Genomic DNA, 13812 nt, shown 5'->3' on the forward strand with positions numbered 1-13812 from the left:
GTGCTGATGCGCCAGGACCCGCCCTTCGACTTCGAGTACGTCACCGCCACCTGGCTGCTCGAGGCGGCGAAGGAAGCCGGCGCGCGGGTGTTCAATGACCCGGCGGCGATCCGCGACCACTCCGAGAAGCTGGCGATCACCGAATTCCCGCAGTTCACCGCCACCTCGCTGGTGGCGCGCGACGCGGTCGACCTGCAGGCCTTCATCGACGAGCTCGGCGACGTCATCCTGAAGCCGCTCGACGGCATGGGCGGCAGCCAGATCTTCCGTGTGCGCGCCGACGACCCCAACCGCAACGTCATCATCGAGACGCTCACCGCCGAGGGCGCGCGCACGATCATGGCGCAGCGCTACCTGAAGGAGATCGCCGAGGGCGACAAGCGCGTGCTGCTGATCGGCGGCGAGGTCGTACCGTTCTCGCTGGCGCGCATCCCGGCCGCCGGCGAGACCCGCGGCAACCTCGCCGCCGGCGGCCGTGGGGTGGCGATGGCGCTCAGCGCGCGCGAACGCGCGATCGCAGAATACCTCGCCCCCATCCTGTGGGCGCGCGGGCTGCTGATCGTCGGCCTCGACCTGATCGGCGGCCACCTCACCGAGATCAACGTCACCAGCCCCACCTGCATGGTCGAGATCGCCACCCAGAAGGGCTTCGACGTCGCCGGCCTGGTGATCGACAAGCTGGAACAGGCCTGCGCCTGATGGGGATGGCGTCCCCGAGGCGGGGGCTGGCCCCGCTTCTGCTTCTGCTCGCCACACTGCTGGTGCTCGCCGGCTGTTCGCGCGCGGAGGTCTTCCGCAAGGAGGCCTACGTCTTCGGCACCCGGGTCGACCTCTCGGTCTACGGCGACGACCCGGCGGCGGCCGACGCCGCGATGGCGGCGGTGCTGCAGGAGTTCGACCGCCTCCATCGCGCCTACCACGCGTGGCAGCCCTCGGAGCTCACCGCGCTTAACGAGGCGTTCGCGCGCGGGGAGACCGCCACCGTGTCCGACGAGCTGGCGGCGATGCTGAAGGATGCCCAGCGCATCGCCGCGACCGGCGACGGGCTCTTCGACCCCGCGCTCGGCGCACTCGTCGCGCTGTGGGGCTTCCATAGTGACGAGTTCAAGCCGACGCGGCCCGATCCGCGGCAGCTGCAGGCCCTGCTTGCAGCGCGCCCGCGCATGGCCGATCTCGTCATCGAGGACAATCGGGTGTCCAGCCGCAACCCGGCGGTGCAGATCGACCTCGGCGGCTACGCGAAGGGTTATGCGCTCGACCGCGCCGCCGCGATCCTGCGCGCGCAGGGGGTGACGAACGCGCTGATCAACATCGGCGGCAACGTCATCGCGCTCGGCAAGAAGGGCGACCAGCCCTGGCGCATCGGCATCCAGCATCCGCGCGAGCCGGCGCCGCTGGCGACGTTGCCGCTCTACGACGGCGAGGCGGTCGGCACCTCGGGCGACTACCAGCGCTTCTTCGAGATGGATGGCGAGCGCTATTCTCACCTGCTCGACCCGCGCACCGGTGAGCCGGCGCACGGCACGCAGTCGCTCACCATCCTGATCACCCCGCGCGCCGGTGCCGGCACGCTGTCGGATGCGCCGAGCAAGCCGGCGTATCTCGCGGGAGAACAATGGCGCGAATACACGCGCCGTTTCGACATCGAACACGTATTGCGCGTCGCGGCCGACGGTCGCGTCGAGGTCACCCGTGCGCTGCGCGCGCGGCTGCAGTTCCCGGCACCGCTCGAGGTGACGGTCGTCGATTGAAAAAGGGAGGAGAATCATGGATATGACACCGCAAACCGCATGGCTGATCGCCATTTCCGCCGTCGTGCTCGTGGGCGTGGTGGCGTTCTTCATCGGTCGCAGCACCGCCGGCAGCAAGCGGCGGATCGACGAACTCGAGGCCGAGCTGAGCAGCGAGAAGGCCCGGGTCGAGGGTTATCGCAAGGAAGTCGAGCAGCACTTCGACAAGACGGCCACGCTGTTCGTGTCGATGGCGGGCTCGTACAAGGAAATGTTCGAGCACCTGTCCTCGGGCTACGAGAAGCTGTCCACCGGTTCGGCGCGTGACCTGTTCCAGCAGCGTGTGGATGCGCTGCTCATCGGGTCTGAACGCAACGCGCGCGCTACCGACACGACGAGCAAACTGCTGGGCGGCGCGGCGGCCGCGGGGGTGGCGAGTGCGGCAGCGGCGGAGACGGTCGCTCCTGCGACTGCCGGGCCGGCGACCGCCGAGGCCGGCACCGACGCCGCACCTGCGGAAACGGCCGCGCCCGTTCAGGCCACCGAGCCGGTGGCCGAGCGGCGTGACACGCCTGAATCGAGTTTCGAGCCCACCCCGGAGACCGGATCACAGGGCGCGACACCCGCACTCCAGGGTGACGCCGAACCGGCCGCCGCCGTGAGCGGGCGCGAGCTCGCGCCCGAGGCCAGGGCCGAGCCCGCCGCTGCGGACGAATCCGACGAGCGTATGCGCAAGGCCGAAGGCATCGCCTTCGATCCGGTCATCGACGAGGCGCCGGTGCGCAGCGAAGAGCCCCGTACCGATCAGCGCTGACCAAGCCGACGGCGGGTCGGCGCCGCGTCGCCGGCGGCGAGGCGCCGTTTCGATTTGCCGCCGCGCTCGGCCGATAATCCGCGCCATTCACCGACCATTCATCGCCGATCGCATGTCCGTGGCCGGTCGTGCGCCGTCCGACAGGATCCCATGCACAAGACCGAACTGGATCGCCTCGCCATCGGCCTGATGGTGCTCTTCTGCACGATCTGGGGGGTGCAGCAGGTGGCGATCAAGCTCGCCAGCGTGGGCATCTCGCCAGTGTGGCAGGCCGGGTTGCGTTCGATCGGCGCCACCGTGCTGGTGTTCGCCTGGGCGCGCCTGCGCGGAGTGCGCCTGTTCGACGAAGACGGCACGCTGGGGGCGGGCATTCTGGCGGGGCTGCTGTTCGCCGCCGAGTTCGCGATGATCTTCCTCGGCCTGCAATACACCTCGGCCTCGCGCGGAGTGATCTTCCTGTACACCGCGCCCTTCTTCGTCGCCCTCGGCGCGGTCTGGCTGCTGCCGCACGAGCACATGCGGCGCGTGCAGTGGGCGGGGATGGCGCTGGCGTTCTGCGGCGTGCTGGTGCTGTTCGGCGAGCACCTGTTCACCCCGGACGACCGCGCCTGGGTGGGCGACCTGATGATCCTGCTCGCGGCGGTGTTCTGGGCGGCGACCACGCTCACCGTGAAGGCGACCGCGCTCGCGCGCGCCAGTGCCGAGAAGACCCTGCTCTACCAGCTCGCGGTGTCGGCGCTCGCGCTGCCGCTGCTGTCGCTCGCGCTCGGCGAGCCGGGGGTGTTCGCCCCCACGCCGGCGGTATGGGCGAGCCTGCTGTTCCAGGTCGGGGTGGTCGCCGCGGCGAGCTACGTCGGCTGGTTCTGGCTGATCCGCCACTACCCGGCGACGCGGCTGTCCTCGTTTTCCTTCCTGACCCCGGTGATGGGGGTGCTCGCCGGCGCGCTGCTGCTCGGCGAGCCGCTGACGCCGGCGGTGTTCGCCGCGCTCGCGCTGGTGGGCGCCGGCATCGTGATCGCCAACCGGCCGGCGCGCAGGGCCTGAGCCTACTCGGGCTGCTGCCCGGCCTTCTCCTTCGCCTGCTCGGCTTCGTATTGGCGGATGCGCTCGTCGTAGCGGGCGCGGTCGCGGGCGGCGGCCTCGGCGCGCGCCGCCGCCTCCCGCTCGGCCCGCGCGCGTTCGGTGGCGCGCTCGGCGTCGCGTTCGGCCTGGGCTGCGCGTGCCGCGGCGTCGGCGGCGCGCGCTTCGGCCGCACGCTGGGCGCGCAGGCGATCGGCCTCGGTCGTGGAGGCCGGCGCCGGGATGGGGGCGGGCACCGGCGGCGTCGACGCGGTCGCGGGGGCGGGGGTGAAGTCGGGTTCCGCCGGGCGTTCGAGCGGCGCCGGTGCCAGCAGCAGACCGCGCTCCTCGGCGAGGCGGCGGCGTTCGGCGAGGTCGATGCGGCGCGCCTCGGCCTCGAGTTCGCGTGCGCGGCGGATGGTCTCGAGCCGCTTCGCCTTCGCCTGGTCGATGCAACGGTTGACCAGGAAGCGGTCGTAGCAGGCGCGTTCGGTGTCCAGATAGGTGGCCTCGGCTTCGGCGCGCAGCCGGCGGCCTTCGTCCTTGAGCGCCTCGCTGCGCGCCTCCGGCGACTGCACCGCGGCGGACGGCTGCGGCTCGGCGGCGAGGGCGGGGTGGGCGAGCGTTGCGCTCAGGGTCAGCAGCAGGGCGGCGAGGCGGCGGGACATGCGCGGCGGCTCCGGAAGGGAAGTGGTACGGGGGCTCGAGCTTCGGCGGCGTAGAATAGCGGCTTTATTTTCGCATGCCGCCCCGGGCGGCGTTTCCGTTTGTGATCAGCTTCCGCAACCTGCGCCTCGCCCGTGGCGCCAAAGTCCTCATCGACGGCGCCAGCGTGCAGATCCATCCCGGCTGGCGGGTCGGCCTCACCGGCGCCAACGGCAGCGGCAAGTCGAGCCTGTTCGCGCTGCTGCGCGACCAGCTCCATCCCGACCAGGGCGATCTCGAGATCCCCGCCGGCTGGGTCATCGCCCATGTCGCTCAGGAGACGCCGGGGCTCGCGCAGCCGGCGATCGAGTACGTGCTCGACGGCGACGCCGAGCTGCGCCGCATCGAAGCCGGGCTCGCCGCCGCCGAAGCCGCCCACGATGGCGAGCACATCGGCGCTCATATCGGTGAACTGCACGCCCGCCTGCACGAGATCGGCGGCTATGCGGCGCGCTCGCGCGCGGCCGCCCTGCTCGACGGTCTCGGCTTCCTGCCGGCCGACATCGAGCGCCCGGTCTCGGACTTTTCCGGCGGCTGGCGCATGCGCCTGAACCTGGCGCAGGCGCTGATGTGCCGCTCCGACCTGCTGCTGCTCGACGAGCCGACCAACCACCTCGACCTCGACGCGGTGATCTGGCTCGAGGCCTGGCTGCGCGACTACCGCGGCACGCTGCTGCTGATCTCGCACGACCGCGAGTTCCTCGACGCCTGCGTCAGCCACATCGCCCACATCGAGCAGCAGAAGCTGACCCTCTACACCGGCGGCTACTCCGACTTCGAGCGCCAGCGCGGCGAGCGCCTCGTCCAGCAGCAATCGATGTTCGACAAGCAGCAGCGCGACATCGCGCACATGGAAGACTACATCCGCCGCTTTCGCGCCAAGGCCACCAAGGCGCGCCAGGCGCAGAGCCGGATCAAGGCGCTCGAGCGCATGGAGCGCATCGCCGCGGCGCACGTAGACACGCCCTTCAGCTTCGCCTTCCGCGAGGCGCCGCCGGCGCCCGATCCGCTGCTGCAGATCGAGGACGGCGCGGTGGGCTATGCCGACAAGACGGTGCTCGAGCGCATCACGCTGACCCTGCGCCCCGGCGAGCGTGTCGGCCTGCTCGGGCGCAACGGTGCGGGCAAGTCGACGCTGATCAAGCTGCTCGCGCATGAGCTCAAGCTCGCCCGCGGCCGCCGCCTCGAGGGCAAGGGCCTGGCCACCGGGTACTTCGCCCAGCATCAGCTCGAGACCCTGCGTCCGGACGAGTCCGCGCTGCAGCACATGGTGCGGCTCGACCCGCAGACGCGCGAGCAGGAACTGCGCGACTACCTCGGCGGCTTCGACTTCCGCGGTGACGGCGTCGGCGGCAGCTCGACGCCGGCGACCACGCCCTGCGGGCCGTTCTCGGGCGGCGAGAAGTCGCGCCTCGCGCTCGCGCTGCTGATCTGGCAACGCCCCAACCTGCTGTTGCTCGACGAGCCCACCAACCACCTCGACCTCGAGATGCGCCACGCGCTGACGATGGCGCTACAGGACTACGAAGGCGCGATGGTGCTGGTATCGCACGACCGCGCGTTGCTGCGCGCCACCTGCGACCGCTTCCTGCTGGTCGATGGCGGCCGCATCCAGCCTTTCGACGGCGATCTCGACGACTATCGCGACTGGCTCGCCACACGCCGTGCCGAAGCGGCCGCCGCTGCGGCCTGTCCGGACCAGGTCGCGGACAAGGCCACGCGCAAGGCCGACCGCGCCCAGGCCGCGGCCGACCGCCAGGCGCGGCTCGTCGCGCGCCGGCCGTTGGTGAAGGAGATCGAGCAGATCGACAAGCGGCTTGCCACCTGGAACAGGGAAAAGGCCGAGCTCGACGCGCGCCTGGCCGACCCCGGGCTCTACACCGGTGCGCAGGCGGGCGAGGTCGCGGCGCTCAACAAACGCCAGGCGGAGCTCGCCGCGCGGATCGAGGAGGCCGAGCTGCGCTGGCTGGAACTGCACGAGGCGCTCGAGGCGATTGCGGCGGATTGAGCGCCGCCGGGGGCCGGCGCCATCGCGGCGCTCGCCGCTCCTGCCGCGACCCGCGCGACTTTCCCGCGTAGCAGCGGCGACCGCCGCGTCACCCTCGGCAGCGCGGCAATCGCTCAGCGGAACACGATCGTCTTGTTGCCGTGTACCAGCACGCGGTCCTCGAGGTGGTAGCGCAGGCCGCGGGCGAGCACGGTCTTCTCGATGTCCTTGCCATAGCGCACCATGTCCTCGACCGCGTCGGAGTGGTCGATGCGGATCACGTCCTGCTCGATGATCGGACCCTGGTCGAGGTCGGCGGTGACGTAGTGGCAGGTGGCGCCGATCAGCTTGACGCCCTTCACCCAGGCCTGGTGGTAGGGCCGCGCGCCGACGAAACTCGGCAGGAAGCTGTGGTGGATGTTGATGATGCGGCCCGGGTAGGCGGCGCACAGTTCGGGCGACAGGATCTGCATGTAGCGCGCGAGCACCATGGTGTCGCCGCGCACCTCCTCGAAGATGCGCTGCACCTCCGCGTAGGCGGCGGCCTTGTCGTCGGGTCCGACCGGCACGTGGTGAAAGGGGATGCCGTGCCACTCGACGAAACCGCGGAAGCTGTCGTGGTTGGAGATCACGCACGGGATCTCGATGTCGAGTTCCTTCGACTGCCAGCGCGCGAGCAGGTCGTAGAGGCAGTGCTCCTGCTTGCTGACCAGGATCACGACGCGCTTCTTCACCGCCGAGTCGGTGATCTTCCAGTCCATCTGCAGTTCCTCGGCGAGCGGCCGGAAGCGCTCGCGGAACTCGGCGAGGTGGAAGGGCAGGGAGTCGGCCTTGATCTCGACGCGCATGAAGTAGCGCCCGGCCGCCTCGCCATTGTGCGGCTGTTCGGCATGCAGCGAGGTCTCGAGGATCCAGCCGCCGTGACCGGCGATGAAGCTCGACACGCGGGCGACGATGCCGACCTGGTCGGGGCAGGAGGCGGAAAGGGTGTAGAAGCGTTGGCGATGCATGGGCTGATGGCTGCCGGGGTTCGTTGGAGAGGCGGAGCCCCCTCAGGGGGCGGCGAGAGCGCAGCGAGCGGGGGCGGTGCGCCTCGCCGCAAGGCTTTTGCCGTCGTCAGGCGACTGCGAAAGCCTTGTCGATCTCGCCGCGCAGGGCGTCGTAGTCGCGCACCACCGGGAATTGCGGAAACTCGCGCACCACGTTCTCGGGCGGATGGAACAGGATGCCGCCGTGGGCCTCACCCAGCATCGCGGTGTCGTTGTACGAGTCGCCGGCGGCGACGACCTTGAAGTTGAGTTCCTTGAAGCGGCGCACCGCCTCCTGCTTCTGGTTGGGCATGCGCAGGTGGTAGTTCACCAGCACGCCGCGGTCGTCGGCCTCGAGGCTGTGGCAGAACAGCGTCGGCCAGCCGAGCTGACGCATCAGCGGATGCGCGAACTCGTAGAAGGTGTCGGACAGGATCACGACCTGATAGGCCTCGCGCAACCCGTCGAGGAAGGCGCGCGCGCCCGCCATCGGCCCCATGTCGGCGATGACCGCCTGGATGTCGGGCAGGCCCAGCCCCTTCTGCGCCAGGATGTCGAGGCGGTACTTCATCAGGGTGTCGTAGTTGGGCTCGTCGCGGGTGGTGCGGCGCAGTTCGGCGATGCCGGTGCGCTCGGCGAATTCGATCCAGATTTCGGGGACGAGGACGCCTTCGAGGTCGAGACAGACGATTTGCACGGAATGGCCCTGCCAGGTGGTTGTTGCGATCGCCGGCGATTCTATCACCGCCGCCGGGCGCCTACTCCGACGCAGACAGGGCGAAAAAAGGCAGGCGCGCCATGTGGGGCCGCCTGCCTTGCCTGGATCCTCGTCCGCGCGCCCCCGCTTCGGCAGGTAGCGCGCGGGGCGGGTGAGTGCCGCCCTAGTTCTGCTGCGACGGGTAGTCGGTCAGGAAGCGCATACGAATGCGATGGGCGCGTTCGGCCTTCTCGGTGTCGCCGTTGCGATGAGCGTGCTCGCCCATTTCGCGCATGCACTCGGTGAGCAGCAGCACCCCGTCCTCGGTCTGCACCAGCGCACACGCGAGCTGCGCCGCCGCGGTGCCCGAAATCGAAGCGTGTTCCGCAATCAGGGCGACCTCGTCGTCGCTGATTCCGCAGTAATCCAGGCAATCTCGAATCGATAGCATATTCACTCCTCCTTCGCGCGCAGGCCGTGTCTTCCGGCTTGTCATTGTCATGTCGGGAGCCGTTTTGCGGCGCACGACATCGACATTGTACAGGGCTTGGATGGAAAGGTTAAATAAATGAATTAAATGGAAAATATTGTGTGATGCAGCAAAGCGTGGCGCCGAAATCCGCAATCCGGGGCGGCGCTCCGCCGCACGCCATCCGCCCCTGGGTTGGTCGGCGCGGGCGGCGGAAGGTTCTCGGCGGCCGGAGCGCAAAAAAGGCGCCCCGGAGGGCGCCTTGCGGGGCCGGTCGAGCCGGCAGTCCGAATCGCGAGGTCAGTGATGATACGCGGTTTCGCCGTGAGAGGTGGTGTCCAGACCCTGGCGCTCTTCGTCCTCCGGCACCCGCAGGCCGACGATGAGGTCCACCAGCTTGTACGCGACCAGGGAGACGACGCCGCTCCAGACGATGGTCAGGACGATGCTCTTCGCCTGGATCCACACCTGGCTCGCGATCGAGAAGTCCGCCGCGCCGGTGCCGCCAAGGAAGGGTGCGGCGAACACGCCGGTGAGGATGGCGCCGACGATGCCGCCCACGCCATGCACGCCGAACACGTCGAACGCGTCATCCACCTTGAGCAGGCGCTTGAGACCGCCCACGCCCCAGACGCAGATCGCGCCGGCGATCAGGCCCATCACGATCGCCCCCATCGGACCGACGAAGCCGGCCGCCGGGGTCACCGCCACCAGGCCGGCCACCGCGCCCGAGGCCGCGCCCAGCATCGAGGGCCTGCTCTTGAACAGCGCCTCGACCGTGATCCAGGACAGCGTCGCCGCGCCGGTGGCGAGGATGGTGTTGATGAAGGCGAGCGCCGCACCCGAGGTCGCGCCGAGCGCCGAGCCGGCGTTGAAGCCGAACCAGCCCACCCACAGCAGCGAGGCTCCGACCATGGTCAGCGTCAGCGAGTGCGGCGTCAGCGCTTCCTTGCCGAAGCCGATGCGCTTGCCGACCAGGTAGGCGCCGATCAGGCCGGCGATGCCGGCGTTGATGTGCACCACGGTGCCGCCGGCGAAGTCGAGCGCGCCGTCCTCGAACAGCAGGCCGCCCGGCGACCACACCATGTGTGCCATCGGCAGGTAGCTGAAGGTGAACCACAGCACGGTGAACAGCAGCACCGCCGAGAACTTCATGCGCTCGGCGAAGGCGCCGACGATGAGCGCGCAGGTAATGGCGGCGAAGGTCGACTGGAAGGCGATGAAGACGTACTCGGGCAGCGCGCCCGACAGCGAATCGACGGTGACGCCCTTGAGGAAGATCTTGTCGAGGCTGCCGATGAAGGTGCCTTCGCCGGCGAAGGCCAGGCTGTAGCCGTACAGCGCCCACAGCACGGTGATCAGCGAGAAGATCACGAAGACCTGCATCAGCACCGAGAGCATGTTCTTGCTGCGTGCGAGACCGCCGTAGAAGAGCGCCAGACCGGGGATCACCATCAGGATCACGAGCATCGTCGAGGTGAGCATCCAGGCCACGTCGCCGTGATTGATCTCCACCGCCGCGGCGGCGGCGTCCTGCGCCGAGGCGGCGCCGGAGAGGCCGAGACCGAGCAGGGCGAGCAGGGGGGATGCGACTGCGATTGGCATTTTCATGGTTTCTTCTCCCTTACAGCGCATCGGCGCCGGTCTCGCCGGTGCGGATGCGGATGACCTGTTCGAGCTCGAACACGAAGATCTTGCCGTCGCCGATCTTGCCGGTGACGGCGGATTTCTCGATCGCCTCGAGCGCGGGCTCGAGGATGTCGTCGGCGACCGCGGCCTCGATCTTTACCTTGGGCAGGAAGTCGACCACGTACTCTGCGCCGCGATAGAGCTCGGTGTGGCCCTTCTGGCGGCCGAAGCCCTTGACCTCGGTGACGGTGATGCCCTGCACGCCGATCGCCGACAGCGCCTCGCGCACTTCGTCGAGCTTGAACGGCTTGATGATCGCGGTGATGAATTTCATGGTGCTCGTCTCCGGTATCAGAAGGACTTGGCGACCGACAGGATCAGGCGCTCATCGGCGAGATCGCTGTCGTCGAGGTCGGTATCGACGTAGTGCAGGCCGACGTCGAGCCCGGCGAGATTCTTGGTGACGCCGAGCTTCCAGTCGGTGTAGTTGTCCAGGCCGCCCTTCATCTCGCTGTAGCCGACGTGGGCGTCGAGGGTGAAGCCGCGGCCGAGTTCCACCGAGGCGCCGAGATCGAAGTACTGCGAGCCGTCGGAGTCGGCGGCGCCGAAGGCGTCGGTGAAGGCATAGGAATACTTGAAGCTCAGGTACTCCCAGCTCAGGCCGAGGTAGCCTTCGGTGGTGTCGGGGTCCTCGCCGCCGGCCGCCTTGTACTCGCCGCCGTAGCTGCCCGGGTAGTAGTAGTGCAGCACGCCGAGGTCGTAGCCGATGCCGGCGGTCTCGCCGGCATAGCCACCGTAGATGTTGGTCTCGAGGCTGTTGCTCGCGCCCGCGTCCGACAGCCAGGAAACGTTCGACGCCCACACGCCGGCGTAAAGGCCGCTTGCGTGCGCGTAGTCGAAGCCACCCTGGATCGCGGGGCGCTCGTCCGTCTGGCTCACGCCGCGGAAGGCGTAATCGCTGCTCAGGCTGAGGTTGGCGCTGATCGGGCGCTGTTCGGCGAGGGCGGTCCCCGCGACCGGCAGGGCGGCGAGCAGGGCGACGGTGAGGAGGGCTTTCTGCATGATGTTCTCCGGGCTGGTTGGTGTTTTGCACTCATCAAAAAGCAGGGCGCGTGCCAGATCGGAAAAGCACTTTTAAATCAGACACAGAGACATCTCTCCGGGGGCGCCGACGCCCCCGCTTGCTGCGGTGCGAAAGGAAGATGGGCGCGGATGGTGCATCAGCTGCACCACTGTGGTGCGCGAGGCCGGCGCGCGCGCGTGCTGCACCAGGGTGGTTCGCCGGCGGTGGCCGCGCACGTCGTGCTAGACTCGATCGCCTTCCCTAACCGCTATCGGATCGCGGCCATGTCCACTCCTCGCTTCCTCGACGAAATCGGCGCAAAGCTTTCGGAACTCGCCGCCAACAGCCCGGCGCGCGACATCGAAAAGAACGTCAAGGCGATGCTCGGCAGCGCCTTCGGCAAGCTCGACCTGGTGACCCGCGAAGAATTCGAGGTGCAGCGCGAGGTGCTCGCCCACGCCCGCCAGAAGCTCGCCGAGCTCGAGGCGCGGGTCGCAGAACTCGAGGCCAGACTGGGCGCGAGCGGCGACGCCGAGGCCTGATCCGGCCTCGGCGGCCCTCTCGGCCACCGCCTCCTCGCGCTTCCTTATATCGCTTTGTCATTGAAGCGGCGTTCGCTAGACTGGCGCTCCGTCCAGTCCAGGAGTGCCGCATGTCGCTTGCCCTTGTCCGCAGCCGCGCGCTCGACGGCCTGGCCGCGGCGGAAGTCACGGTCGAGGTCCATCTAGCCAACGGCCTGCCCGCCTTCAACCTGGTGGGCCTGCCCGACACCGAGGTGCGCGAGGCACGCGATCGCGTGCGCGCCGCGATCCTCAGCTCCCAGTTCGAGTTTCCCCAGCGACGCATCACGGTCAACCTTGCCCCTGCCGACCTGCCCAAGGAGGGCGGTCGTTTCGATCTCGCGATCGCGGTGGGCATCCTCGCCGCCTCCGGCCAGGTCGCGGGCGAAGGGCTCGGCGCGCTCGAGTTCTGCGGCGAGCTGTCGCTCACCGGCAGCCTGCGCCCGGTGCGCAGTGTGCTGGCGGCCGCGCTCGCCGCCGGCCGCGCCGGACGGTCGCTGGTGCTGCCCGGCGGCAATGCCGACGAGGCGGCGCTCGCGCGCGCCGCACGCATCCTGCCGGCGACGGACCTGCTCGAGGTATGCGCGCACCTCAATGGCCACAAGGCGATCGAGGTCCATCCGGCGCCGCCACTCGCAGCCGTCGGCGACGCCGGTCCCGACCTCGCCGACGTGCGCGGCCAGCTGCCGGCGCGGCGTGCGCTCGAGGTGGCGGCCGCCGGCGGGCATTCGCTGCTGATGTTCGGGCCGCCCGGTTCGGGCAAGTCGATGCTCGCCCAGCGCCTGCCCGGCCTGCTGCCGCCGATGAGCGAGCAGGAGGCGCTCGAGAGTGCGGCGCTGCATTCGATCGGTGGCGAGTTCGATCCTGCACGCTGGGGTCGGCGTCCGTTCCGCGCGCCCCATCACTCGGCCTCGGCAGCGGCGATCGTGGGCGGCGGCGCGCTGCCGCGGCCCGGCGAAATCTCGCTTGCCGACCACGGCGTGCTGTTCCTCGACGAACTGCCGGAGTTCGAGCGCAGGGTGCTGGAATCGCTGCGCGAGCCGCTCGAGACCGGCAACGTCACCGTCGCGCGGGCACGCCGGCGAGTGAGCTTCCCCGCGCGCTTTCAGCTCGTGGCGGCGATGAACCCCTGCCCCTGCGGCCACGCCGGGGATCCGCACCGGGCCTGCCGCTGCACCCCGGACCAGATCGCGCGCTACCGCGCCCGCCTGTCGGGGCCCTTGCTCGACCGGGTGGACCTCACCGTCGAAGTGGGGGCGATCCCGCCCGGCGAGCTGGTCGGCGGTGCTCGCGGCGAGGGGTCGGCCGCGGTGCGCGCGCGGGTGGCGGCGGCGCGAACCCTGCAGCTCGACCGCCAGGGGCGGCCCAATGCGCGAATCGAGGCGGGGGAGGTTGAGGCCTTGTGCGCGCCGGACGCGGCCGGCGAGAAGCTGCTGCGGCAGGCGATCGGCGGGCTGAAGCTGTCCGCCAGGGGGTATCATCGCGTGCTACGGGTGGCACGCACGCTCGCCGATCTCGCCGGAGCGGGGCGCCCCGGCCCCGCCCACATCGCCGAGGCGATCCAGTACCGTCGCAGCCTCGATTCGCGCTGAGGGCGCCGGGGATGGCGACGGCGTCGGCGCGCCGCGCCCTCCAAGAACAACGACAACAGGCCGATGCCCTTCAGTTCGATAAGCCGCTGGCTGCCGCTGGTGCTGGCGACCCTCTCCGCCATCGGTCCGTTCGCGATCGACACCTACCTGCCGGCCTTCCCGGCGATTGGCACCTCGCTCGGCGCGACCCAGGTCGAGGTGCAGCAGACCCTCACGGTGTACATGCTCACCTTCGCCGTCATGGTGATGTGGCACGGCTCGCTATCGGACCGCTTCGGCCGCCGTCGGGTGCTGATCGTCGCCTCGGGCGCCTTCGCGTTCGCCTCGGCCCTGTGCGCGCTGGCGCCGACGATCGAGTGGCTGTGGATCGGACGCGCCGCGCAGGGCGTGTTCGGCGGTGCCGGGGTGGTGGTGGGGCGCGCGGTGGTGCGCGACCTCTATGACGGGGCCCAGGCCCAGCGCCTGATGGCGCGGGTGAT

Annotated in this window: 15 protein-coding genes; 8 read left to right on the forward strand and 7 right to left on the reverse strand. The window is 69.8% G+C overall.

Going from position 1 to position 13812, the window contains the following annotated elements; translation table 11 throughout:
* From gshB to BB334_RS14425, 4 genes are all read left to right on the forward strand, one after another.
* A partial coding sequence (gshB, locus tag BB334_RS14410; RefSeq protein WP_068809194.1) for a glutathione synthase occupies window positions 1-699 on the forward strand: 699 nt, incomplete at its 5' end.
* A 5-nt stretch (window positions 700-704) separates the two neighbouring features.
* Window positions 705-1751, forward strand: coding sequence for an FAD:protein FMN transferase (locus BB334_RS14415; RefSeq protein WP_068809195.1), 1047 nt, complete (start codon window positions 705-707; stop codon window positions 1749-1751).
* Between the two features lie 16 nt (window positions 1752-1767).
* Window positions 1768-2544: a YhcB family protein gene (locus BB334_RS18520; protein WP_083200443.1), complete on the forward strand. Its 777-nt coding sequence runs from the start codon at window positions 1768-1770 to the stop codon at window positions 2542-2544.
* Window positions 2545-2694: 150 nt separating this feature from the next.
* On the forward strand, window positions 2695-3588 hold the full coding sequence (locus BB334_RS14425; protein ID WP_068809197.1) for a DMT family transporter: 894 nt from the start codon (window positions 2695-2697) through the stop codon (window positions 3586-3588).
* 2 nt (window positions 3589-3590) lie between these two features.
* Here the strand turns inward: BB334_RS14425 and BB334_RS14430 are convergent, their stop codons facing one another.
* The gene (locus BB334_RS14430) at window positions 3591-4271 is read right to left on the reverse strand and encodes a hypothetical protein (protein WP_068809198.1); all 681 of its coding nucleotides are present in this window, start codon (window positions 4269-4271) and stop codon (window positions 3591-3593) included.
* A 101-nt stretch (window positions 4272-4372) separates the two neighbouring features.
* On the opposite strand from BB334_RS14430, the gene BB334_RS14435 reads away from it, so the two are divergent.
* Window positions 4373-6316, forward strand: a complete 1944-nt coding sequence (locus BB334_RS14435) for an ATP-binding cassette domain-containing protein (protein WP_068809199.1) — start codon at window positions 4373-4375, stop codon at window positions 6314-6316.
* 113 nt (window positions 6317-6429) lie between these two features.
* On the opposite strand, the gene purU is transcribed toward BB334_RS14435, so the two are convergent.
* The 6 genes from purU to BB334_RS14465 all read right to left on the reverse strand — a co-directional run bounded on the left by purU (window position 6430) and on the right by BB334_RS14465 (window position 11180).
* Window positions 6430-7305 carry a formyltetrahydrofolate deformylase gene (purU, locus tag BB334_RS14440; protein WP_068809200.1) on the reverse strand — a complete coding sequence of 292 codons (876 nt, stop codon included), beginning with the start codon at window positions 7303-7305 and terminating at the stop codon, window positions 6430-6432.
* A 106-nt stretch (window positions 7306-7411) separates the two neighbouring features.
* Window positions 7412-8020: a bifunctional phosphoserine phosphatase/homoserine phosphotransferase ThrH gene (thrH, locus tag BB334_RS14445; protein WP_068809201.1), complete on the reverse strand. Its 609-nt coding sequence runs from the start codon at window positions 8018-8020 to the stop codon at window positions 7412-7414.
* A gap of 184 nt (window positions 8021-8204) precedes the next feature.
* A complete protein-coding gene (locus tag BB334_RS14450) occupies window positions 8205-8471 on the reverse strand; it encodes a hypothetical protein (RefSeq protein WP_068809202.1) in 267 nt (88 codons plus the stop codon).
* A 318-nt stretch (window positions 8472-8789) separates the two neighbouring features.
* Window positions 8790-9998 carry an ammonium transporter gene (locus BB334_RS14455; RefSeq protein WP_456300363.1) on the reverse strand — a complete coding sequence of 403 codons (1209 nt, stop codon included), beginning with the start codon at window positions 9996-9998 and terminating at the stop codon, window positions 8790-8792.
* Window positions 9999-10113: 115 nt separating this feature from the next.
* Window positions 10114-10452, reverse strand: coding sequence for a P-II family nitrogen regulator (glnK, locus tag BB334_RS14460; protein WP_068809204.1), 339 nt, complete (start codon window positions 10450-10452; stop codon window positions 10114-10116).
* 17 nt (window positions 10453-10469) lie between these two features.
* The gene (locus tag BB334_RS14465) at window positions 10470-11180 is read right to left on the reverse strand and encodes a TorF family putative porin (RefSeq protein ID WP_068809205.1); all 711 of its coding nucleotides are present in this window, start codon (window positions 11178-11180) and stop codon (window positions 10470-10472) included.
* Window positions 11181-11465: 285 nt separating this feature from the next.
* On the opposite strand from BB334_RS14465, the gene BB334_RS14470 reads away from it, so the two are divergent.
* The 3 genes from BB334_RS14470 to BB334_RS14480 form a co-directional block, all read left to right on the forward strand.
* The gene (locus BB334_RS14470) at window positions 11466-11723 is read left to right on the forward strand and encodes an accessory factor UbiK family protein (RefSeq protein WP_068809471.1); all 258 of its coding nucleotides are present in this window, start codon (window positions 11466-11468) and stop codon (window positions 11721-11723) included.
* A gap of 110 nt (window positions 11724-11833) precedes the next feature.
* Complete coding sequence (locus BB334_RS14475) at window positions 11834-13333, forward strand: YifB family Mg chelatase-like AAA ATPase (RefSeq protein WP_068809206.1); 1500 nt, start codon at window positions 11834-11836, stop codon at window positions 13331-13333.
* A gap of 63 nt (window positions 13334-13396) precedes the next feature.
* On the forward strand, window positions 13397-13812 hold a 416-nt coding region (locus tag BB334_RS14480), incomplete at its 3' end, for an MFS transporter (protein WP_158014422.1).

This window comes from Thauera phenolivorans, assembly GCF_001696715.1.
Lineage (GTDB): Bacteria > Pseudomonadota > Gammaproteobacteria > Burkholderiales > Rhodocyclaceae > Thauera > Thauera phenolivorans.